Origin of the sequence: Streptomyces sp. NPDC088745, assembly GCF_044751045.1 — a bacterium.
GTDB classification, from domain to species: domain Bacteria; phylum Actinomycetota; class Actinomycetes; order Streptomycetales; family Streptomycetaceae; genus Streptomyces; species Streptomyces cremeus.
Map to the genome: position 1 here is coordinate 254,697 of NZ_JBIVLB010000011.1, position 23,214 is coordinate 277,910.

The window sequence follows — 23,214 nt, forward strand, 5'->3', positions numbered from 1 at the left end:
CAGCAAGCACCGCAAGCAGTGAGGAGTCGGGGCCGCTCGGCGGAGATTATTTCCGTCGAGCGGCCCCGGCCGTTGCGTGTACGGTTCTGGTGTCCCTGCCAAGCAGTGGCAGCGGCACATGAACCCGAACCGGCGGGACATCCGGACACACATGTATGTGGGGACGCTGTCCTTCGACCTCCTGCTCGGCGACGTGCGGTCGCTGAAGGAGAAACGCTCCGTCGTCCGGCCGATCGTCGCCGAGCTGCACCGCAGGTTCGCGGTCAGCGTGGCGGAGGTGGGGGATCAGGACCTCCACCGCCGGGCCGAGATCGGGGTCGCGGCGGTGTCCGGCGACACGGGGCACCTCACAGACGTACTGGACCGGTGCGAGCGCCTGGTCGCCGCCCGGCCCGAAGTGGAGTTGCTGTCGGTACGACGGCGGCTGCACAGTGACGAAGACTGAGCAAGAACACACAAGGAGAAGGACCAGTGGCCGACAACGCTCGGGCGAAGAAGCTGGCGGACCTCATTCAGCAGGTCGTCGCCGAGAAGCTCCTGCGCGGGGTCAAGGACCCGCGTCTGGGGACGCACGTGACGATCACGGACACCCGCGTCACCGGTGACCTGCGGGAGGCCACGGTCTTCTACACGGTGTACGGCGACGACGAGGACCGGGCCAACGCCGCGGCGGGGCTGCAGAGCGCCAAGGGCGTCCTGCGCTCCGCGGTCGGGCAGGCGGCGGGCACCAAGTTCACGCCGACCCTGACCTTCGTGGCGGACGCCCTGCCGGAGAACGCCAAGACCATCGAGGACCTCCTCGACAAGGCGCGGGCCACCGACGCCAAGGTGCGCGAGACCTCCTCCGGCGCGCAGTACGCCGGCGAGGCCGACCCGTACAAGAAGCCCGGTGACGACGACGAGGACGACGCCACCGCATGAGCAACGCAGTAACGAAGACTCCGGACGGTCTTGTCATTGTCGACAAGCCGTCCGGTTTCACTTCGCACGACGTCGTCGCCAAGATGCGCGGGATCGCCAGGACCCGCCGCGTCGGCCACGCCGGCACGCTCGACCCGATGGCGACGGGGGTCCTGGTCCTCGGCGTCGAGAAGGCGACCAAGCTCCTCGGCCACCTCGCGCTGACCGAGAAGGAGTACCTGGGCACCATCCGGCTCGGCCAGGACACCCTCACCGACGACGCCGAGGGCGACGTCATCACCTCCACCGACGCCTCCGCCGTCACCCGCGAGGGCATCGACGCGGGCGTCGCCGCGCTGTCCGGCGACATCATGCAGGTGCCGTCCAAGGTCAGCGCCATCAAGATCGACGGCAAGCGCTCGTACAAGCGGGCCCGCGAGGGCGAGGACTTCGAGATCCCGGCCCGTCCGGTGACCGTCTCCTCCTTCCAGGTGTACGACGTGCGCCCGGCGGTCGCGGAGGACGGCACCCCGGTCGTCGACCTGGTCGTCTCCGTCGTCTGCTCCTCGGGCACGTACATCCGCGCCCTCGCGCGCGACCTCGGCGCCGGGCTCGGCGTCGGCGGACACCTCACGGCGCTGCGGCGCACCCGGGTGGGCCCGTACGGACTGGACGCGGCCCGCACCCTGGAGGCGCACCAGGAGTCGCTGGCCGTCATGCCGATCGCGGACGCGGCGGCGGCCGCCTTCCCGCGCTGGGAGGTGGACGAGAAGCGCGCCGGACTGATCATGAACGGCGTACGGATCGACATGCCCGCGCACGAGCGCAACCCGGTGGCCGTGTACGGCCCCGACGGGCGGTTCCTCGCGCTGGTCGAGGACCAGAAGGGCAAGGCCAAGAGCCTGGCCGTGTTCGGCTGAGAGCCGCGCGCGGCACGACATCGTGGAGCGGGCGGACGACGCGCCGTCCGCTCCACGGTCCCCTCCCGCTTCCCCCTCTGTCCTGGGGTCTGTCCGTTTCGGACGGCCGATTCACCCCGATGGGCGGGCGCTCGGAGTGAATGCGGGGAGTGAGCGGGGGCGCTTTCGGCAGACGTCCTTCTGCCGCTGATCATCCTCTGTCTACGGTCGTGGGCAGGGGGTGTTCCTTTATGGCGGCGGACGTGACGCGGCCGGACCCGGTTCCGGCCACGGTGCTGGTACGGATCTGCGACCTGGCCGGACGGCCGCGCGGCACCGGCTTCGTCGCCGACGACCTGGGCACGGTCGTCACCAGCCACGAGGCCGTCGACGGCCTCACCCGGCTGGTGCTGCACGCCCCCGGCGACCGCACCTGTCTGGCCGAGCACGACGCCATCACCTCCCTCCCGGAGCACGGGCTCGCCCTCGTGCGCACCTCGGGGCTCGACGTGCGCCCGCTGCCGGTGACCGGGCGGCGGAAGGTCGCCGCCGGGACGTACGTACGGCTGGCGGCCGGGGGCTGGCGTCAGGCGCGGGTGCTGGGGGCGGCCCCGGTGACGTACACGGCGACCGACCGCTTCCACCTGCTGGACTCCGCGATGGAACTGGCGATGGGCACCGCGGGCAGCGACGCGCTGCGGCTGGGCGGGACGGCGGCGGGCGGGCCGGTGCTGGACGCGGAGACCGGCGCGGTCCTCGCGGTCCTCTGCACGTCACTGCTTCCCCAGGCGCTCCGCTCCGTACGGCCGGCGGACGCCGCGCAGGCCCACCGGGCCGCCGGGTTCGCCGTGCCGCTCGGCGGCGGGGGCGCGGGGCCGCTGGACGAGCTGCTGCGGCGGAACGCGGCGACCGTGCCCGCGTACGGCGAGGACCTCAACCTGGCGGGGGCCTTGCAGCTCACCGGCACCTCGGTCGGTCCGGCGGGCGGGCCTGCCGACTGGCACGACCCGGTGGAACGGGCCTGCCCGCGCCGGGAGTTCGAGTCCTTCACGAGCGGGGAGGCGTACGTCCTGGGGCTCGTCGGCACCCCGGGCACCGGCCGCACCACCGAACTGCGCGCCCTCGCCGCCCGCCGCGCCCGCGGTCCCGAACCCGCCCCCACCGTCTGGCTGCGCGGGGCCGATCTGCGCGCCGGGGACGCTTCGGTCGCGGAGGCGGTCGGCCGGGTGCTGGCCCGGGCGGGCCGGATCGTCGCGGCGTCGGGGACCCCCGGCGACATGTCCGTCGCCACGCCCGAGCGCGTGGCCCGGCTGGCGGCCGACGCGGGCCGCCCCCTGCTCGTCCTCCTCGACGGCCCGGAGGAGATGCCGCCGGTCCTCGCCCACCGGCTCCCGGAATGGACCTCCGGCACGGCGCACTGGCTGCGGGAGAACCGGGCACGGCTGGTGGTGGGGTGCCGCCCGGAGCACTGGGAGCAGGCGCGGGAGCTGTATCCGGGGGCCGCCGCCGTTCCCCTCGGCGACTTCTCCCCGCAGGAGGCGGTGCACGCCCGCGAACGGTACGGGATCGGGGCCGGGGCCCTGCGCGGGGCCGACGCCCGTCATCCGCTCACCCTGCGGCTGCTGGCGGAGGTGCGGGCGGCGGTCCCGCAGGGCGACGCGCCCGGGTGCCCGACCAGGGAGGAGGTGTTCGAGGCGCACCTGGCGCTGATGTGCTTGCGGGTGGCGGTACGGGTGGCCGCCGCCCGGCGCCCGGCCGTGCGGGGCGCGGCGGTGCGCCGGCTGGCGGCGGAGGTCTCCGGCCGGGTCCACGAGGCGGCCCGCCGCTGCCTGGGGCCGGGCCAGGGCGAGCTGGACCGGGTCTCCTTCGAGGAGATCTTCCCGTGGCGCACGGGCTGGGCCTCCGCGATCCTCACGGAGGGCGTCCTGGTCCCCGCCGGCGCGGGCTACCGCTTCGCCCACGAGGAGGTGGCGGACTGGGTGCAGGGCGCGCACCTGGACCTGGGGGAGGCGGTGGAGGGGCTGGTGTGGAACGCGGCCCCTCCGGCGGCCCCTCCGGCAGATGAGGACGCGCGGGCGCGGCCCGTGCCGGGGGCCGGGGCGCAGCCCCGGCACGAACCGCAGCCGGACGGCCGGCCGCGCGCCGGGCGCTTCGGGTCAGGGGCGGGGAGGGGCGCCCACGGAGCCCCGGGGGCTCACGCCGCCCCCGTCGGGCCGTCCCCGCCGGACGCGGGGGACCCCGCCGAGGCCCCCCGGGTCCTCCCCGTTCCCCGGCACCGGATCGGGCCCGTCGTCGAAGCCGTGCTCCTGCTGGAGCGGCACCTGGGGCCCGAGCACCTCACGCGGCAGCTCCGGGAGTTGATCCACGCCCTGGACGTCCTCGACAGCGAGGACGCCCACTGGTGGGCCTCCCGGCTGCTGGGCGAGACCCTCCTGCGCGTCCCCGACCTGGCCCCCTACCGGCCCGTCCTCAGGGAGCTGGCCGAGACGCTCACCGCCCGCTCCCTCCGGGCGGGCGGCCCGCACGGGCTCGGCGGCTTCGCCCGGTTCGGCCCCTGGTTCTGGGAGCGGCTCGGCGTCGACCAGGCCGAACGGGTCGACCTGCTGCGTGTCCTGGTCCCGGCGGACGGGCCGCCGGAGAGCCCGAGCGCGCCCCGCCACCTCGACGCCGTCGCCCGCGTCCTGGTCGCCGACGTCCGCCGCGTACAGGTCCTGCTCTGCGCCTGGTTCGACGACGACCGCCGTCTGCCCGGCGGCGCCCGGCTCACCGTCGCCGAGGTCGCCCAGGCCCTCCTGCACACCCATCGGGGGCTCGCCCTGGACGACCTCGTGGAGACGCTCGTCCAGGCCGGGCATCCGCGCGCCGACGAACTGCTGCACGTCCTCGCCGCCGACGAACCCGCCGCCCTGTGCCGGGCCGTCGACCGGTGGGCGCACGACGAGCGCGCCGAGCGCAGGGTCGCCGCGGCCTCGTACGCGGGGGTGGTCGCCGGGCACGCCACGAGCGGCGCCGACCGGGAGCTGCTCCGGTTCGCCGCGCTGGCCCTGCTCGCCCGGGGCGGCGACCTCGGCCTGCACGGCGCCGCGCTCGCGCTCCTCGTGCGCGATCCGCTGTCGCGGTCGCGGTTCCTGCCGCGCGCGGTGGCCGCTTTCGTGCTGGGGGAGCCGAAGGTTCCGGCGAGGGCTCTGGTCAGCGCGCTGGACACACACCCCGAGCCGGTGCTCGCCGCGCTCCGGACCGCCCTGCACGGGGCCGGGCCCCGGGCCGGGGAGGTGCTGGAGGCGCTCGCCGACGTGCACGCGCCCGCGCCGGCCCGCCGCGCCGCGGCCCTGGTCGCGGAGTACGTGGCGCACCGGCCGGAGGGGGCCGGGCACGCCGCCGCGTACGTCGACGCGCGCCTGGAGAGCGGGCCCGACGTGCGGGCCGAGCTGTTTCCGCTGGTCAGCGGGATGCTGCGGAGCGGTCCCTGTGCGGTGCGCAGCGCGCTGGCCCCGGTGCTCGCGGCGCCCGGGACACCGGTGTCGGGACCGCTGCGGGCCGAACTCCTCGACGTGCTCCTGGAGTACGAGGAGCACCTGCGCGACGACCCGGCGCACGCCGGGGACTGCGCGGTGCTCGACGCCGTGCTGCGGGCGGCGGCGCTCGGGGCGGACGCGCGGGGGGCGGCGCGGACGCGGGAGCTGGTGCGGCGGACGGCCGGGCTGCTGGTCCGCACGCCGCAGGGGGCGTCCTGCTTCGACCGGCGGCTGGTGGCGCTGGCCCGCGATGTGCCGGGGTTCGCCCGGCTGGTGGCGGGGTGGCTGGAGGGGGCGCCGGGGGAGTGGGCGGCGATGGTGGGGCCGAGTTCGCGGCGGATGGTGGGACTGCTGGCGGAGTCGAGCCTGTCCGGAGTCTGACCCCGGAGGGCCCCGCGGCCCGGCCCGCGTCCGGGCGCGGCCGTCCGCGCGGGCGCCGGGACACCGATGCGGGGGGCCGAGGCCCGGCATGGCAGTCTTAGACCTGCGTAAGAGCATGTTCAGGGGGTCGCCCGGATCCCCGGGCAGTCACCATCACGTACCAGAGACGTACACGAGGAGCGGTCACAGTGCAGCGCTGGCGCGGCTTGGAGGACATTCCCCAGGACTGGGGACGCAGCGTCGTCACCATCGGCTCCTACGACGGCGTGCACCGCGGGCACCAGTTGATCATCGGGCGGGCCGTCGAGCGCGCCCGCGAGCTGGGCGTGCGGTCGGTCGTCGTGACCTTCGACCCGCACCCGAGCGAGGTCGTCCGGCCGGGCAGCCACCCGCCGCTGCTGGCCCCGCACCACCGGCGCGCCGAGCTGATGGCGGAGCTGGGCGTCGACGCGCTGCTGATCCTCCCTTTCACGACCGAGTTCTCGAAGCTCAGCCCGGCCGACTTCGTGGTGAAGGTGCTGGTCGACAAGCTGCACGCGCGACGCGTCGTCGAGGGGCCGAACTTCCGGTTCGGGCACCGGGCCGCCGGGAACGTGGAGTTCCTGGCCGAGCTGGGGCCGACGTACGACTACGAGGTCGAGGTCGTGGACCTGTTCGTGAGCGGCACGGCGGGCGGCGGCGAGCCGTTCTCCTCCACGCTGGCGCGGCGGCTGGTGGCCGAGGGGGACGTGGCGGGCGCCGCCGAGATCCTGGGCCGCCCGCACGCGGTGGAGGGCGTCGTCGTGCGCGGCGAGCAGCGCGGGCGCGAGCTGGGCTACCCGACCGCCAACGTCGAGACGCTGCCGCACACCGCCGTCCCCGCCGACGGCGTGTACGCGGGCTGGCTGACCGCCGACGGCGAGCGGATGCCCGCGGCGATCTCGGTCGGGACGAACCCGCAGTTCGAGGGCAAGAAGCGGACGGTGGAGGCGTACGCCATCGACCGGGTCGGGCTGGACCTGTACGGGATGCACGTGGCCGTCGAGTTCCTGGCGTACGTGCGCGGCATGGCGAAGTTCGAGTCGCTCGACGGGCTGCTGGAGGCCATCGCGGACGACGTGAAGCAGGCGCGGTCGCTGACGGCGGACGCCGAGTAGGCAGCGGTACGGCGCGAAGGGGCCGCCCGGAATCCTCTCGGAATCCGGGCGGCCCCGTGCGTCTCACCCCGTGTGCACCTCCAGCGCCACCCGTACCGCCGACTCCAGCGCCCCCTCGATCCACGCGGGCTTGACGGACGTGTGGCAGCCCGCGAAGTGCAGGCGGCCCGCGGCGGTGGGGATGTCGGGGAGGAGCTCGGTGTGCTGGCCGGGCAGGAGCACGGACGCCTCGCCGTACGCGTACGGGTCGCGCATCCAGGACTGCGTTCTGCCGACGCCCGTGTAGAACACCTCGATCCGCTGCCCGTACACGTCCTGCACGCCGCCCAGCGCCCGCGGGTAGCGCTCCGCGTCGTCGAAGCAGTCCCACTTCAGCGCGTCGTCGGCCCAGCTGTAGGAGGCGAGCAGCACACCGCCCGGGCTGCCCGGGACCGGGTGGGAGGGCGCGTACATGAAGCGGTTGGGGTTGTCCGTGGCGGAGCCGCCGCCGATGACCTGTGCCGCCTCCGGCTGCTCGGGCTGCGCGGCCCGGTGCGCCGCGTAGTGCACGCGCTGGCTCGGCGAGATGTGCCCCTCCGGCACCGAGGGGTGGGCGCCCAGCAGGGAGCCGTCGGCGGGCGCCCTGCCGCGCCGGTACTCCTCGTACAGCCCCGGGCGCACCGCGTCCAGCTCGCGCTTCCAGTCGGCCTCGGAGAACTCCCACCACCGGAGGGAGAATTCGAGCAGGACCTTGGTCGCCGAGTCGTAGTGCAGCTCGGTGATCGCGCGCCGCTTGCGGTACGGGAGGGCGGGCGTGAAGGTCACGTGGCGCAGACCGCTGAAGGGGACGGTGAGGACGACCTCGTCGCCGTGGAAGGTCTCCTGCTCGACGGCGGCCCCGTCGCGGCCCTCGGAGACGGTGTGCACGCTCACCCCGCGCTCGCCGTGCTCGACGCGCACCGCCCGGCGGTCGAGCCGCACCGAGTCCCGCACCCGCGCGTAGAGGGCGTCTGCGAAGGTGCCCGAGCCGCCCGGCAGTTCGTAGAACGCGGTGTCCGGGCTGATCAGCGCCGCCGACAGGAAGCTGTGGACGAAGGCGAGGCCCAGGCGAGAGGTGACGTTCTCGACCGTGCCGACCAGGTCGATCGTGGCGGCGTCGAGCCGGGCCTCCTCGGTCAGGAAGCGGTGCATCGAGTGGTGCCCGTACCGCTCCAGCACGGTCGCCCAGCCCTCGACCAGCGCCTCGCCCTGCTTGCCCTCGATGAGCGCGTGCACGGGTCTGAAGGAGTCGCGCAGGATCTGGGACGCCGGTACGGACTCGAAGCGGGCCGGGACGCCGAAGGAGCGGTTGAGGGGGCGCGGGTCCTCGCGGTAGTCGGCGCGGCGCACGCGCATCCCGTTGGCGCAGATCCAGGTGCGCAGGGCCGGCCTGCCCAGGGGGTCCACGTCGACGAGGTGGAACCGGCGGCGCTCCAGGCCCAGGGCTTCCAGGAGGGCGGTGACCAGCGGGTGGCTGCCCGGGATGCGCATCGCGCCGGCCTCGGCGTACTGCTTGGGGTCCGCGAACGGCTGCTCGGCCCCCTCGTGGCCGCCGGTGCGGAAGGTCTTCACCCGGCCGCCGACCCGGTTGCCGTTGGCCTCGATCACGGTGACCCGGTGCCCGGCCCGCTTCAGCAGGAGGGCCGCGGTCATGCCGGCCGGGCCCGCGCCGACGACCAGCACCTTCTTCGGCGCGCGGCGGCTGCGGGGCAGGCCCTCGCCGGACAGGATGCGGGTGTAGCGGGGCACCAGGGGCTGGTTGTCGCCGTCCAGCACGAGGACGGCGCGGGCCACGGCCCGGCAGACGTCACGGGGGACGGGAGCGGCGGCGGGGAGGGGGCCGGCGGGGGCGGCGGGGAGGGCGCCGGAGGGAGTGGGCAGGGCGAGGCCGGCGGCGAGGGCGGCGGTGCCGGTGGCGGCGATGACCGTACGCCGCGAAGGTGGTGTGTTCACGCCTCACACGATCCGGGGCGGGGCGGTGGAGGGGGCCGGGAACACCCGAACGGGTGCGGCCGTTCACCCGTATCGCCCAACGGGGTGCTCCGGCTCGACATGCGGGCCGCGGCGACCTGCGGCAACGTGGGGGGCGTTCCGACATCCCCGTACCCCTGGGAAAGGCGAGACCGTGACCGACGCCGAAAGCACTGTTGACAAGCTCAAGGGCAAGGCCAAGGAAGTGGGCGGCCAGGCCACCGGCAACGACCGGCTGGAGAGCGAGGGCCAGACCGACCAGCTCAAGGCGAAGGCCGAGGAACTGGGGAACAAGGCCAAGGGCAAGGTCCAGGGCATCAAGGACTCCCTCACCGGCAAGAAGGACGACGACGCCTGAGGCAGGACGCGCGGAGAGGGCCCCGGTGTGCGCACCGGGGCCCTCTGCCGTGTCCGACGGGGAAACGATCTTCTTCAACACCCTTGTGCTGTAGGTGATTTGGGGATTCCTTTGTGTCCCAGGCCGATCATCGGGGGTGTCATGGCCCTGCCGTCCCGACGCGACCGGGCGGTGCTCGCCTGGCTCACGGAGCACTCCGTCCGCGAGCCGGGCGCACTGCTCGGGCCGCCTCCTCCGCTGCTGCTGCTCGGGGGGCGGGGGAGCGGCAAGTCCGTCCTGCTCGACGAACTCGCCCAGCAGGTGCGGTACGCGCCCTTCGCGCACCTGGACCTCACCGGGCTCGACGCCGAGAACCAGACGGTGGCGGGCCTGCTGGCCCGCGCCGCCTTCCAGCTCCACGAGGCCAAGCCGCAGGTGCCCCGGCTTCCGCTGGGGGCGTTCGCCACCCTCGCGCTGGCGCTCGCCGCCGACCTGGACCCCACCCAGCGGGAACGCGCCGTCCAGCAACTGCGCCAGGCCCTGGACGCCGGACGCGCCCCGTGGCGCTACCGGCCCGTGCTCGACGCCCTGGTGGAGACGCTGGGCGCGGCGACCGGGATGCCCGGCTACGTGATGGGCGTGGTGCCGCTGGCCCGCGGCATGGAGAAGGCCGTGGCGCTGCACCGCACCGACCGGCTCATCCGCAAGGCCGCGAAGGCCTCCGACGAGGAGCGCTCCGAACGGTCCGCCGACTTCCTCGTCCGGCTCAACAACCGCTTCCGGCACGGCTCCGCACGCCACCGGGAACAGGTCGAGGAACTGCTGGTCGGCGCACTGCTCGGCGATCTGCGGCAGGCGTACGGCGACCAGAACCGCACGCTGCGCTGCGTCCTGCTGCTCGACGACGCGGACAGCGAGGGCGGCGCGGCGGACGCCTTCCTGACCCGGCTGGCGGCCGTCAGGAGCGCGTCCGACCGGCCCGATCCGCTGCTCGTGGTGGCCACCGCCCGCAGCAGGATCGGCGTGCTGACCCGGCTGGAACGCGGCGAGCCCGCGCCGGGCCGCTATCTCGCCGGCTGGGCGGGCGAGGACGAGGAGGAGGAGGCCGGCCCCGGCCGCCTCGCTCCGCTGCACCTGCGCAGACACGGCTTCGGCGAACTGCTCGCCGCCCAACTGCGCCCCCTCGCCCGGGACGAGGTGCTGGACCTGTGCCGGCCCGTACTGGCGCGGCTGTCGCCCGCCGCCACCCGGGGCGTTCCCCGGCCGGGCCACTGGATGGGCCGGCTGCTGCACGAACTGCTCCGGGGGCATCCGCAGGCGACCTCCGCGGTCCTGGAGAGACTGGAGGAGTTCGACGACGACGAGCCCCTGGAGACCCGGCTGCGGCGCCTGTTCGCCCCCGGGGAGCAGAGGTTCGTCGGCCCGGCGCTCGCCGGACTGGTGGCCGACGCCGGGAACGTGCGGTGGCTGCTGCCGCGCACGGCGGCCGCGTTCACCCCGGGGCGGGCCGTCGCCGCCCCGAAGCTGTGGCTGGGCACCGCCGGGGAGCAACTGCGCAACCGGATCGGCACGCTGGGGATCGACGACCTGTTCTGCGAGCCCCGCGACGTCGACGGCGAGACCGAGACGGTGCTGCCCGATGTCGTACGCCTCCTCCAACTGCGGCTGCTCGCCCGCCACCCGGCCACCGACGACGACGATCCGGCCGGCTGGAACGGCGCCCACCGGGCGCTGCGCGACGCGGCGCAGGAGCGCGCCGCCGGTTCCGGGGTGGAGGCCGGGGTGCGGGACCGGGCGGCCCTGGAGGTCGCCTACCACCGGCTGGCCATGGACGACGTCGCCGGGGCGGCCGCGTACCTGCACGAGCAGTTCCGGCGGGTGGCGGCCGGAACCCTCGCCGTCGAGAAGTGGTGCCGGCTGCTGTCCTGGGTCCAGCGGGCCCCGCGCCGCTGGGTGCCCGGCACCGTGGAACGCACCGCCCAGGAGGAGTACGAGCTCCTCGACGACCGCGTGACACCGGGCGTCCCCGATCCGCAGCGGCCGATCGCCCGGCTGCTCGTCGCGGGGCGGCTGACCCTGCACCCGGAGAGCGATCCGTACGCCCACCTGTGGTCGGACCCGCTCGGTGACCCGAGGGCAGAACTGCACGACACGATCCACACGCAGCTCATGGCACTGCTCGGCCAGGGACTCACCGCCCACCCGATGGGCGTCCTGCAGCGGCGGGCCATGCTCTACCGTCCGGAGAGCCGACCATGGTGAACCCGCTGCCCAACCGCCCGCCCCCGCCGCCGCTCCGGAAGCGCCTCCTGCTCTGGGGACTCGGCCTGCTCCTGCTGCTCGCCACGGCGTGGTGGCTGTTCCTCAGCACGTTGCCGGGCAGCTTCTACGAGCACTTCGACAAGTGCGCGGAGGGGGTGGCGGAGGCCGACGGCGAGTGCGTGGGCGTCACCGACGGCGCGTACGTCTTCGACGCGTACCTGGAGGACATCACCCGCCTCATCCACGCCGAGAACCGCAACGTCGAGAAGTCGGGCAAGCCCTGGGTGTCCGTCGCCTACCTGCAGCCCATGACCCTGGCGGCAGGGGACAAGGGACGCGGGTCGGTCCGCCAGGAGCTGGAGGGCGCCCATCTGGCCCAGCACGCCCTGAACCGGCACGCCGAGGGCGGGCGCGGCGAGGAGCCGCAGATCAAGCTGCTGCTGGCCAATCCCGGGACCGGGGCCGAGCACTGGGAACCGCTCACCCGGGACCTGATCGCGATGAAGGGCGACGACGAGCACCGGCTGGTCGGCGTCGCGGGCTTCGGCCAGTCCCTGGAGACCACGAAGAAGGCCATCGACAGACTGCGGGACGCCGGGCTGCCGCTCATCGGCTCCACCATCACCGCGGACGACTTCACCAGCGAAGCCGAACCCGGCTTCTTCCGCGTGGTCCCGCCGAACAAGGACCAGGCGTCGGCGATCGCGAAGCACCTCCGCCGCGAGCAGGACAAGGAATCCGGCCGTCGGGTGGCGGTGATCCGCGACCGCAACCCGGACGACCTCTACGCGACGTCCCTGCACGAGGGCTTCACCCGTGCCGCCGGCGCCCAGGGGCTGCGGCTGCGCGAGCTGGGGCTCGCGTACGACTCGTCCGAGCCCGGCACCCGGGGCGCCTTCTCCGCCATCGCGGACAAGGTCTGCCAGGACCGGACCCAGGCCCTGTACTTCGCGGGCCGGGGGCGGCAACTGCGCGAGTTCGTCGAGGCGATGGCGGCGGCGGGGCGCCGCTGCGCGGTGACGGTCTACACCGGCGACGACGCGGACAGCCTGGACGACGCGGACTGGTCGGCGGAGGACCGCGAGCGGTTCGCCGAGCGGTGGCGCGAGAGCCGTACGACGGTGCGCTTCACGGCGCTCGCCCATCCCGGCCTGTGGGCCGAGGGGTACCCGGGCGGCAAGGACGACCCCTTCCCCGACTTCCAGAAGCGCTACCACAAGCTGACCGGACGCGGCGCCGACCAGTTGTCCAACGGGCAGGGCATCACCGGCCATGACGCCCTCTTCACCATGGGCGTCGCGATCAGGACCGCCGGCCGCGACAGGGTGGAAGCGGGGGCGGTGCGGCAGATGATGCTCCAGATCAGCGGCACCAACGCGGTTCCCGGGGTCTCCGGCCCGATCCGGTTCCTGCCGCGCGGCGACCCGCAGGACAAGCCGCTGCCGCTGGTGGAGATGCGGCCGTCGGGGGAGTACACGTTCCTGGAGGTGGTGCGCCCGTGACCCAGGGCCGGTGACGCGGTGACGCGTCCCTGCGCGGAACCCCCTACCGGTCCTCCCGGCAGGCCGCCGCCCAGTGGCACGCCACCTGCGGGGCCTCCGCGTCGGCGGGCAGGACCGCGAGCTCCTGCGTGCGGCACCGGTCCGCGACGCCCGCCGCATCCGCCTGCCCGGAGGCGAGGACCTGGCAGCGCGCGTGGAAGCGGCAGCCGGACGGGATGCGGGACGGGTCCGGGGGCTCCCCGCCCAGCACGACGGGCTCGCCGCCGGCCTCCGGCAGGACGGACAGCAGGGCCTGCGTATAAGGGTGCTGAGGACGCGTCAGCACGTCCTCCACGGGCCCCGTCTCCACGATCCGGCCGAGGTACATGACCGCCACCCGGTCCGCGATGTTCCAGGCCAGGCCGAGGTCGTGCGTCACCACCAGGGCGGACAGGCCCAGCTCGTCGCGCAGCCCGAGGAGCAGGGCCAGGATCTCGCCCCGCACGGACGCGTCCAGGGACGCCACCGGCTCGTCCGCCACGATGAGCTCGGGTCCCAGGACCAGGGCCCCGGCGATGACGACGCGCTGGCGCTGCCCGCCGGACAGCTCGTGCGGGTAGCGCAGGAAGAACCGCTCGGGCGGACGCAGACCGGCCCGGGAGAGCGCCTCGGCCACCGCCGCGCGCTCGTCGCCCGGGTGACGGTGGATGCGCAGCCCCTCGGCGACCGCGTCGTACACCGTGTGCCGGGGGTTGAGCGACCCGCTCGGGTCCTGGAGGACGAGCTGCACGCGCTTGCGGTACGCCTTGAGGCCGCGCGCCCGGTGGTCCAGCGCCCGGCCGCCGAAGCGGACCTCCCCGCCGGTGGGCCGCACCAGCCCGAGCAGGGCCCGCGCCAGGGTGGTCTTGCCGCACCCCGACTCGCCGACGAGGGCGACGATCTCGCCGGGGGCCAGCTCCAGGTCCACCCCGTCGACCGCCCGCGCGGCAGGCGCCCCCCGCCGGCCGGGGAAGGTGACGTGCAGGCCCCGCGAGGCGAGCAGGGGGGCTCCGGGGGCGGGGGTTTCTGCGGTGGTCATGGGGCGGGGACTCCCTGGGGGGTCGCGGAGGAGACGTGGACGCACGCCGCGTGGTGGCCGGGCGCGGCCTCGCGCAGGGGCTGGTCCTGCTGCGCGCAGGAGGCGAGAGCCACCGGGCAGCGCGGGTGGAAGGTGCAGCCGGAGGGGAGCCGCGACGGGTCCGGCGGGTCGCCCGGCAGGCCGCGCGGGGCGCGGCGGGACGCCGGGTCGCCGATGCGGGGGAAGGCCGCCGACAGGGCCTGGGCGTACGGGTGCCGGGCCGCGGTGTGGACCGTGGCGGCGGGACCCTCCTCGACCACCCGGCCCGCGTACATCACCGCGAGCCGGTCGCAGGTGTCGGCGAGGACCGCCAGGTCGTGGCTGATCATGAGGAGCGAGATGTCCTGGTCGGCCACCAGGCGCTCGATCAGGCGCAGGATCTGGGCCTGGATCATCACGTCCAGTGCGGTCGTCGGCTCGTCGGCGACGATCAGGTGCGGGTCGCAGGCCAGCGACATCGCGATCATCACGCGCTGGCGCTGGCCGCCGGACAGTTCGTGGGGGTAGGCGTCGGCGCGGGCGGCGGGCAGGCCCACCTGCTCCAGCAGGGCCGCCGCGCGCCTGCGGGCGGCGGCCGGGGTGGCCCGGCCGTGCACCAGGAGGGGTTCGGCGATCTGGTCGCCGATGCGGTGCACGGCGTTCAGGGAGTGCATCGCCCCCTGGAAGACGATCGAGGCGCCCGCCCAGCGGACGGCCCGCAGCCGCCCCCACTTCATGGTCAGGACGTCCTCGCCGTCCAGGAGGATCTCGCCGGTCAGGTGCGCGGAGGCGGGCAGCAGACGCAGCAGGGCCAGGGCGAGGGTCGACTTGCCGCAGCCGGACTCGCCCGCCACCCCCAGCTTCCGGCCCGCGGCGAGGGTGAGGTCGACGCCCCGGACGGCGTGCACGTCCGGGCCGTACCGGACGTGCAGATTCCGGAGTTCCAGGACGGGTGCGGTGCTGTTCAACGGCTCGTCCCCAGCTTCGGGTTGAGTACGGACTCCACCGCGCGCCCGCACAGCGTGAAGGCGAGCGCGACCACCGCGATGGCCAGCCCCGGCGGGGCCAGGTACCACCAGTGGCCCGACGACACCGCGCCCGTCTCCCGCGCCTCCTGGAGCATGCCGCCCCACGAGACGACGTTGGGGTCGCCGAGGCCCAGGAAGGCGAGCGTGGCCTCGGTGAGGATCGCGGCGGAGATGAGCAGGGTGGTCTGGGCGAGGACCAGCGGCATGACGTTGGGCAGGACGTGCCGGGCCATGATGTGGGCGTGGCCGCCGCCCAGCGCCTGGGCGCGTTCGATGTACGGCCGCGACTCGACGGCGAGCGTCTGGGCCCGTACGAGCCGGGCGGTGGTCGGCCAGGACGTCACGCCGATCGCCAGCACCACCGTCCAGACGCTCTGCGAGAGGACCGTCGCCAGCACGATCGCCAGCACCAGGGCGGGCATCACCAGGAACCAGTCCGTGACCCGCATGACGACGGTCGAGAACCAGCCGCCGAAGTGCCCGGCCAGGATTCCCACCAGCGTCCCGATCGCCACCGACAGCACCGCCGCCATCAGCCCCACCGCCAGCGAGATCCGCGCCCCGTGCAGCAGCAGCCCGAGCAGCGGGCGGCCGTACTGGTCGGTGCCGAGCGGGAAGCGGGAGCTGGGGGACTCCAGCGGCCTTCCGGGCGCCCCGGTGACGTCCTGCACGTCGCCGCCCACGAGCAGCGGCGCGGCCAGCGCCGTGGCGGCGATCAGCACCAGCGCGGCCAGCCCGTACAGACCCGCCCGGTGCGAGCGATACTGCCGCCAGAAGCGGGCCGCGGACGTCCGGCGGCGCTGCCAGGCGAGGGAGCCCGGCGGTGCGGGCGCGGATTCGGTCGTCATCGGCCCACCCGGGGATCGAGCAGCGGATAGAGGAGGTCCGCGAGGAGGTTCATCAGGATCATCGCCCCCGCGAACACCACGAACAGCCCCTGGATCAGCGGCAGATCGGGCACCGGGATCGCCTGGTAGAACAGCCCGCCGAGCCCCGGCCAGGAGAACACCGACTCCACCAGGATGGAGCCCGCCGCCACGTGCCCCAGGTTGATGAACACCATGGTGACGGTCGGCAGCAGGGCGTTCGGCACGGCGTGCCTGCGGCGCACCAGCGCGTCCCGCAGCCCCTTCGCGCGCGCCGTCGTCAGGTAGTCGCTGCCCATCTCGTCGAGCAGCGAGGAACGCATCACCAGCAGCGTCTGCGCGTACCCGACCGCGACGAGGGTGAGCACCGGCAGCACCATGTGGTGCGCCACGTCCAGCACGTGCGCGAAGCCCGTCGCGGAACCCGATTCCATGCCCCCGGTCGGGAACAGGCCCGGAATCGGCCCGATCCCCACCGAGAACACGATGATCAGCAGCAGCCCGAGCCAGAACGACGGCACCGACCACAGCGTCAGCGCGACCCCGGTGTTCAGCCTGTCGCCGAGCTGCCCGTGCCGCCACGCCGACCGGGTGCCCAGCCACAGTCCCAGCGCCGAGTAGAGCACCACGGCGACCCCCGTCAGCAGCAGCGTCGCCGGGAACCTCTCCGCGATCAGCTCGCCCACGGGCGCGTGGAACTGGTACGAGATCCCGAGATCGCCGGTGAGCGCCTTGCCGCAGTAGTCGGTGAACTGCTGCCACACCGGCGCGTCGAGACCGAACTGCCTGCGCAGCAGGGCCAGTTGTTCCGGCGACACCGCCCGGTTGCGCGTCATGGCCTTCACCGGGTCGCCCGGGATGATCCGGAAGAGGAAGAAGCTGGTGACGAGCACGGCGAGGATCGAGACGGCCGCGCCGCCCAGCTTCCCCGCCACGTACAGCAGATACGCCGTCCTCGGCCCGGCGGCGGCGCGCGCCAGGACGCCCCGGGAGGGGCCGGACCTCACCGGGCCGCCGTCGGGCTCCCGCACCACGGCGGGGGAGCTCGCCGCGGTCATGCGGCGCGGCTCGCGGATGTGCGGGTGTTCATGGGGGTGCTCCCGGTTCTGTCGGGGAAGGGGGTCCGGGGCGAGCCCTACTCGCGGTCCTCCGCCGTGGTGCCGCGGCGACGGACGACGACGAAGACGATCGCGAAGACCATCAGCACCGCGGCCCCGACGACGATCCACACGGCGGGCGACGGCCCGGAGCCCCGGCCGGACGCGTCACCGGACGCCGCCGCCGGTTCCGCCGACCACCAGCTCCAGTAGCCGTCCTGGCCCCAGATGTTGCCGCCCGCCGCCGGCATCGTCGTGATCGACGCGATCTGGTCCGTGCGGTACGCCTCCACCGCGTTCGGGTACACCAGCACGTTCATGTACCCGGTGTCGTAGAGCCGCGACTGCATCCGCTTCACGAGGTCGGCGCGCCTGGCCTTGTCGTACTCGACGGTCTGCCGGCCGTAGAGGTCGTCGAACTGCTTGTCGCAGATGAAGTTGTCGGTCTGGCCGGACGCGTCGGGCGTGGCGGGCAGCGCCGCGCAGGTGTGGATCGACAGGACGTAGTCGGGGTCGGGGTTGACCGAGTACCCGTCGAAGGCGAGGTCGTACTCGCCGGCCAGCCAGCGGTCCGAGACGCTGTCCAGGCACTCGACCTTCAGCCCGATGCCGAGTTCGCCCCACCACTCGGTGAGGTACTTGCCGACCGCCTTGTCGTTCGGGTCGGTGGCGTGGCACAGGATGCGGAAGTCGAGCGGCCTGCCGTCCTTGCCGACGCGCTTGCCGTCCGCGTTCTTCCTGTACCCGGCGTCGTCGAGCGTCCTGGCGGCGGCGGCCGGGTCGTAGTCGATCCGCTGTCCGGCGGGCGGCTTCCAGTGGTAGTCGGCGAAGCGCGGCGGGAGGTAGCCCTGGCCCTCCACCGCGTGCCCCCGGAAGACCTTGTCGACGATCGCCCTGCGGTCGACGGCCTGGAACAGGGCCCTGCGCACGGCCGGGTCGAGCAGCGCCGGGTGCCCGTCGCCGAACTTCCTGCCCGTCCTGTCCCGCGCGCCCGGGTTGGTCGCCAGCGCGAAGAAGCGGCGGCCCGGCGCGTCGTTGACCTTGATGTCCGGCTCGGACTTCAGGGACGCGGCCTGCGCGGGAGTCAGGCCCTGCACGAAGCCGACCTCGCCCCGGCGCAGCGCGGCGACGGCCGCGTCACCGTCCTTGTAGTACTTCATCGTCAGCTCGTCGAACTTCGGCGCGCCCCGCCAGAAGCTCTTGTTGGCCTTCAGCTTCACGTACTGGTCGGGCTTGTAGCCGGTGATGACGTACGGCCCGTTCCCGACGACGGGAAACGCCTTGTCGTTGTTGAACTTCGAGAGGTCGCCGACCTTCTCCCACACGTGCTTGGGCACGATCGGCACGTCCAGCGCCGTCATCGTGGCCTGCGGCTTCTTCAGCTCCACGACCAGGGTCCGCGGGTCGGGGGCGGTGACCTTCTTGAAGTTGGCGGTGAAACTGCCGTTCGCGGAGGCGGCGCCCTCGTCCGTCATCATCTTGTTGAAGGTCCAGGCGGCGTCCTCGGCGGTCGCCCGCCTGCCGTCCGTCCACGTCGAGTCGTCGCGGACGGTGTACGTCCACGTCAGCTTGTCCGGCGAGGACTTCCAGGCGGTGGCCAGGGCCGGGATCGTACGGGCGTCCTTGGCGTCGTAATTCGTCAGGTACTCGTACACGAGCCGGTGAATCGTCGTACTGACGAGCCGGGTGGCCAGGAACGGGCTGAGCGAGTCCACGCTCTGCGCGACGGCGATGGTGAGGGACCGCTCGGGGGCTGCGGCCCGGACCTTGGCCGGTGCTTCCGGTGGGGCCGCCGCCGGGGGCAGCGGGGTCGCGGCCGTGGCCAGCAGGGCGAAGACGGCGGCTCCGGCCGCCGCGAGACGGCGGGCGGCCCGGGGACGGGCGGGGTGCGGTGGCGGGGTGTGGGGGGTGCTGCCGGTCGTGGTGCCCTGAGTGTCCATGGCGGGAGCCCTCGCGTCGTCACTGATCCTGTGTGGGCGATTCTCGGGTGGGCGGAGTGGTGTGGCGCAGGTCTACCAGCGCCGTTCCGGACGTGTCAACGGCGTGTCAACTGCCGCGTGGGCTGCGGGAATAGCCCGTTCGGGGTCTTCGGGCGGGCGGCCGTGGAACGCCGGAGGGCCCGCCGCGCGGTCGTCGTGCGACCGTACGGCGGGCCCTCATTGGTCTATACCCTTGACGCCCTACTGCTGAGGGGCCGAAGGCGGCTGCTGGGGCCACCCGGCGGGCGGTACGGAACCGTCCGAGGCGAAGTCGGGCCGCGGCTGCTCACCGGGCGCGGGCACCTGACCGGGAAGCGGCTGGGCGGCGGGGTACGCAGGCTGTCCCGGGGCCGGGTACCCCGGGGTCGCCGACTGCCCCGGGGCCGGGTGGGCCGGTTGGTTCGGTGCCGCGAACTGCTGCTGCCCCTGCGCGAACTGACCCTGCGGCACGGGAGCCTGCGCGCCCGGTGCCGGAGGCTGCTGCCAGCCACCGGGGGACTGGGGCTGCTGCCACGGCTGCGCGGGCTGCGGCTGCTGGCCCGGGAGGGGCTGGGGCTGGGGCTGGGCAGGTTGGCCGGGCTGGTGGCCGGGCTGCCCCGCCTGCTCGCCGGGGTAGGGCTGCTGGGCGGGGAGGGGCTGCTGCCACTGCTGGCCCGGCTGCGGCTGCCCCGGGTGGGCGGGCTGCCCCGGCTGGGCGGGCTGTCCCGACTGCGGCTGGGCGGCGTACGGCTGCTGGTAGGGGCCGGGCGCCTGCCCCGGGACCTGCCCGGGCACCTGCACGCCCGGCATCGGCGGGGCCAGGTGCGGCGGCGGGTTGCCGTCCGCCGTCCACAGCCCCTGCGCCTGCTGTGCCCGTACGAAGTCCTCCGCGACCAGCGACGACAGGTGGAAGTACGCGTCGCGCGTCTTCGGCCGCATCATGTCGAGGTCGACCTCCGCGCCCGCCGCGAGGTGCTCGTCGAACGGCACCACGACCACGCCCCGGCAGCGCTGCTCGAAGTGCTGCACGATGTCGTCCACCTTGACCATCTTCCCGGTCTCGCGCACCCCCGAGATGACGGTCAGCGAACGCTGCACCAGCTCCGCGTACCCGTGCGCCGACAGCCAGTCCAGCGTGGTCGACGCGCTGCTGGCGCCGTCCACCGAAGGCGTCGAGATGATGATCAACTGGTCGGCCAGGTCGAGGACTCCGCGCATCGCGCTGTAGAGCAGACCCGTGCCCGAGTCCGTCAGGATGATCGGGTACTGCTTGCCGAGCACGTCGATCGCGCGCCGGTAGTCCTCGTCGTTGAAGGCCGTGGAGACGGCCGGGTCGACGTCGTTGGCGATGATCTCCAGGCCGGAGGGGGCCTGCGAGGTGAACCGCCGGATGTCCATGTAGCTGTTGAGGTACGGGATCGCCTGGACGAGGTCGCGGATCGTCGCCCCGGTCTCGCGCCGCACGCGGCGGCCGAGCGTGCCGGCGTCCGGGTTGGCGTCGATGGCGAGGATCTTGTCCTGGCGCTCGGTGGCGAGGGTCGCGCCCAGGGCGGTCGTCGTGGTGGTCTTGCCGACGCCGCCCTTGAGGGAGATCACCGCGATGCGGTAGCAGGAGAGCACCGGGGTGCGGATCAGCTCCAGCCTGCGCAGCCGCTCGGCCTCCTCCTTCTTGCCGCCGAACTTGAAGCGGGACCCGACGGAGGGGTTGCGGCTGCTCTTGGGCTTCTGCTTGTTGTTGCGCAGTAGCCGCTCGGAGGACAGCTCGACGGCGGCGGTGTACCCGAGGGGCGCCCCGGGGTTCGCGGCCTGACGCGGATCGGGCGCGACGGGCCAGGCCGCACCGGTACGGGGGTCGACCGGGGCCTGCGGGGCTGCGGGCTGTGCCGGTGCCTGCGCCTGTGCCTGGGGCGCTTCCGGCTGGGGGAAGCCGTAGCCGCCCTGGGCGGGGGCGCCGGGCTGCGGGAAGCCGTAACCGCCGGGCACCTCATGGGCGGCGGGAGCGGCACCCGGCACGGCGAAGGGAGGCTGCGGCGCACTCGGGGCCGCGGGCGGCTGCACGGGCTCGGGCGTACCGGGCTGGGCAGGCGGCTGCACGGGCTCGGGCGTACCGGGAGTGCCGGCTGCCGCCGAAGCGGGCGCGGCGCCGGGCTGCGGGAACCCGTACCCGCCCTGCGGTGCCGACGGAGCGGGAGCCGGCGCGGCGGCCTGGGGAGGCTGCGTGCCGAACACCGGTTCGGCGTGCCCGCTCTGCGGCGGAAGCGCGGCGGACGGCTGCTGCGCCCCCGGACCCGGAAGCTCCGGGGCGGGCGGCTGCGGGGCGGGCGATTGCGGTGCGAAGGGTTCCGCCGTGGGCGGCTGCGGGGCGGGCGATTGCAGTGCGAAGGGTTCCGCCGCAGGCGGCTGCGGGACGGGGTGGCCGCCCTGCTGCGCAGCCGGGTCGGCGGCCTCGGGCTGCGGGAACCCGTACCCTCCCGGCTGCTGCGGAATGGCGGCGTCCTCCGGGAAGCCGGACGACACCTGCGCCCGCTGGCCCGACGACTCGCTCGACGGCGCGGGCGTCGGCCAGGCGGACGGCGCGGGGGCCGGGGCCTGCGCGGGGGCGGGCCACTGCGGGGCGGCGGTGGGCGCCGCGGGCCGGAAGGACGGCGGAAGCGGCGGCAGGCCGCTGCTCTGCGCGGGAGCGGGCGGGGTCCAGGGCTGGAGGGCGGGTTCCCCCGAGGGCGGGGTGTCCTGCGGCTCGTCCGCGGGGAGGGCGGGCCGGTCCTCCGGAACGGCGTCGGTGATGCCGTCCTCGGGCTCGTCCGCGCCGTCGTCCGTCCGGGCGTCGGCACCGGCGTCCGTACCGCCGTCCGCGCTGTTGCCCGTACCGCCGTCCGTACCGCCGCCCGTGCCCGCGTCCGCGACCAGGCCGGCGGGCGCGTCGGCCACGGCGTCGTCCTCGGCCTCGTACTCCTTGTCGCGCCCGGCGGTGTCCGTACCGGCGGCGTCGTCGGAGGGGAAGCCGTGCGGGACGGAATCACGGGGCTCGACGGAGTCGGTGCCGGACTCGGCCGGGGCCTCGTTCAGGATCGCGTCGTCGCCGCCAACGCCCTTGCCAGTCAAGGAAGTTGCCGCATCGTGCCCGGCGTCCACATCCGCGCCGCGGCTCCCGTCGGCACCGTCACCTGCGGCCTCCCCGCCGTCCTCCGCGGACGTGTCCTCGGCGGCGTCACGCTCGGCCAGTTCCCGCTTGAGCGCGGCGGGGGAGAAGCGCATGGTCGCGTTGCTCTCCAGGTCCCCGCCCCCGAAGGGCTCGGCCACCGCACCCGCCGCCGGCTCCTCCCCGGAACCGGAACGCGCACCCGACGCGTCCGACGCGTCCGCGTTCTGCGTGTACCAGGCGGGCGGGGTGTAGTCGATGGTGAACTCGCCCGTCCGGTCGGCCCGCTCGGCCTCCGCGTCGGGCGACTCCTCGACGGGCGGGCTGACGGGCACGTTCCAGCCCTCGCGGATCTCGTCCCGCTCGCTGTTCACATTGCCTCCTGCTGTGGTCGAGCACCCTGGTGCCGTGTGTGCTGGGTGGGGTGACCGCTTCCGTCGTCCGATCCGCTCGGCGCTTCCCCGTGTCCTGCCGTCGTACGGGGGCGCGGCCGGTCCGCGGCCCACTCCGCGCCTGCGGAACGGGAGCGCCTGCCGGGCCCGTGCGTCAGCCTAGTCGTCGCCCCTGCCCGTACGGCAGGCCCGCTCACCCGACGAACCGCGCCCCCGCCGCCACTTGACGCCCACGCGTGACCCGGCGGCACCACTCCGTGACCACCAAATCGGCCGCAACTCGACATCTCCGCACGGAAGGTGACCCGGCCCGTCTCCCCCGACCCGCTTCCCAACAATCAGATGTCGGCACGTGCGGCAGGACGCGGGACCCATGGCCCACCGCGCACGCACAACCCGCCCGCCCATCCATCCACCCGCCCGCAACCGGAAGAGGGCGGCCCCGGAAGCCCCTCCGGCGGCCGCCCCGGCCCTCCACGGCTCCCGACGGCTACGTGAGGTCGAACTCCCCGTCCCGCGCGCCCAGGACGAACGCCGTCCACTCCGCCTCGGTGTACCGCAGCACCGTCCCGGGGTCCGTCGACGAGCGCATCGCGACCGCGCCGCCGGGCAGGTACGCGATCTCCACCCGCTCCTCGGCGTCCTCGGTGCCGGGCGCGCCGAGCCACTCCACATCCGAGATGTCGAGGGCGTAGAGCTCGTCCTTCTCCTGCTGAGTTCCCATTCCGCTGTCCCCTT

Annotated in this window: 16 protein-coding genes; 8 read left to right on the top strand and 8 right to left on the bottom strand. The window is 74.4% G+C overall.

The genetic code is table 11. The annotated features are described in order from the left end of the window. The first annotated feature begins 151 nt into the window (after nt 1-151). From ACIP93_RS26795 to ACIP93_RS26815, 5 genes are all read left to right on the top strand, one after another. Nucleotides 152-445: a DUF503 domain-containing protein gene (locus tag ACIP93_RS26795; RefSeq protein ID WP_345220155.1), complete on the top strand. Its 294-nt coding sequence runs from the start codon at nt 152-154 to the stop codon at nt 443-445. A gap of 26 nt (nt 446-471) precedes the next feature. After that, nucleotides 472-921: a 30S ribosome-binding factor RbfA gene (rbfA, locus tag ACIP93_RS26800; protein ID WP_345220128.1), complete on the top strand. Its 450-nt coding sequence runs from the start codon at nt 472-474 to the stop codon at nt 919-921. Next, nucleotides 918-1,820 (top strand): tRNA pseudouridine(55) synthase TruB, encoded by a 903-nt coding sequence (gene truB, locus ACIP93_RS26805; protein WP_345220129.1) that lies wholly within the window; start codon nt 918-920, stop codon nt 1,818-1,820. Before rbfA ends, truB begins: the two co-directional genes overlap by 4 nt. A 230-nt stretch (nt 1,821-2,050) precedes the next feature. Continuing rightward, nucleotides 2,051-5,695, top strand: a complete 3,645-nt coding sequence (locus ACIP93_RS26810) for a serine protease (RefSeq protein ID WP_401762349.1) — start codon at nt 2,051-2,053, stop codon at nt 5,693-5,695. Between the two features lie 188 nt (nt 5,696-5,883). After that, nucleotides 5,884-6,831, top strand: a complete 948-nt coding sequence (locus ACIP93_RS26815; RefSeq protein WP_345220131.1) for a bifunctional riboflavin kinase/FAD synthetase — start codon at nt 5,884-5,886, stop codon at nt 6,829-6,831. Nucleotides 6,832-6,894: 63 nt separating this feature from the next. On the opposite strand, the gene ACIP93_RS26820 is transcribed toward ACIP93_RS26815, so the two are convergent. Beyond that, nucleotides 6,895-8,802, bottom strand: coding sequence for a flavin monoamine oxidase family protein (locus ACIP93_RS26820; RefSeq protein ID WP_401762351.1), 1,908 nt, complete (start codon nt 8,800-8,802; stop codon nt 6,895-6,897). Between the two features lie 172 nt (nt 8,803-8,974). Here ACIP93_RS26820 and ACIP93_RS26825 point away from each other — a divergent pair, with 172 nt between their 5' ends. The 3 genes from ACIP93_RS26825 (at nt 8,975) to ACIP93_RS26835 (ending at nt 12,921) form a co-directional block, all read left to right on the top strand. Then, nucleotides 8,975-9,178: a CsbD family protein gene (locus ACIP93_RS26825; protein WP_345220133.1), complete on the top strand. Its 204-nt coding sequence runs from the start codon at nt 8,975-8,977 to the stop codon at nt 9,176-9,178. 141 nt (nt 9,179-9,319) lie between these two features. Beyond that, nucleotides 9,320-11,419 (top strand): hypothetical protein, encoded by a 2,100-nt coding sequence (locus ACIP93_RS26830; protein WP_401762354.1) that lies wholly within the window; start codon nt 9,320-9,322, stop codon nt 11,417-11,419. After that, a complete protein-coding gene (locus tag ACIP93_RS26835; RefSeq protein ID WP_401762356.1) occupies nt 11,413-12,921 on the top strand; it encodes an ABC transporter substrate-binding protein in 1,509 nt (502 codons plus the stop codon). The genes ACIP93_RS26830 and ACIP93_RS26835 overlap by 7 nt, the downstream gene beginning before the upstream one ends. A gap of 43 nt (nt 12,922-12,964) precedes the next feature. On the opposite strand, the gene ACIP93_RS26840 is transcribed toward ACIP93_RS26835, so the two are convergent. The 7 genes from ACIP93_RS26840 to ACIP93_RS26870 form a co-directional block, all read right to left on the bottom strand. Continuing rightward, entirely contained in the window at nt 12,965-13,978 is a 1,014-nt protein-coding gene (locus ACIP93_RS26840; RefSeq protein ID WP_401762359.1) for an oligopeptide/dipeptide ABC transporter ATP-binding protein, read from the bottom strand. Further along, a complete protein-coding gene (locus ACIP93_RS26845; RefSeq protein WP_401762362.1) occupies nt 13,975-14,964 on the bottom strand; it encodes an ABC transporter ATP-binding protein in 990 nt (329 codons plus the stop codon). The genes ACIP93_RS26840 and ACIP93_RS26845 overlap by 4 nt, the downstream gene beginning before the upstream one ends. Beyond that, nucleotides 14,961-15,872, bottom strand: coding sequence for an ABC transporter permease (locus tag ACIP93_RS26850; protein ID WP_345220138.1), 912 nt, complete (start codon nt 15,870-15,872; stop codon nt 14,961-14,963). The genes ACIP93_RS26845 and ACIP93_RS26850 overlap by 4 nt, the downstream gene beginning before the upstream one ends. After that, nucleotides 15,869-16,948, bottom strand: coding sequence for an ABC transporter permease (locus ACIP93_RS26855; protein WP_401762364.1), 1,080 nt, complete (start codon nt 16,946-16,948; stop codon nt 15,869-15,871). The genes ACIP93_RS26850 and ACIP93_RS26855 overlap by 4 nt, the downstream gene beginning before the upstream one ends. A 77-nt stretch (nt 16,949-17,025) precedes the next feature. Continuing rightward, nucleotides 17,026-18,927 carry an ABC transporter substrate-binding protein gene (locus ACIP93_RS26860; RefSeq protein WP_401762367.1) on the bottom strand — a complete coding sequence of 634 codons (1,902 nt, stop codon included), beginning with the start codon at nt 18,925-18,927 and terminating at the stop codon, nt 17,026-17,028. A gap of 240 nt (nt 18,928-19,167) precedes the next feature. Then, nucleotides 19,168-22,458, bottom strand: a complete 3,291-nt coding sequence (locus ACIP93_RS26865) for an SCO5717 family growth-regulating ATPase (RefSeq protein ID WP_401762369.1) — start codon at nt 22,456-22,458, stop codon at nt 19,168-19,170. Nucleotides 22,459-22,966: 508 nt separating this feature from the next. Then, nucleotides 22,967-23,200, bottom strand: a complete 234-nt coding sequence (locus ACIP93_RS26870; protein WP_345220142.1) for a DUF397 domain-containing protein — start codon at nt 23,198-23,200, stop codon at nt 22,967-22,969. Between the last annotated feature and the right edge of the window lie 14 nt (nt 23,201-23,214).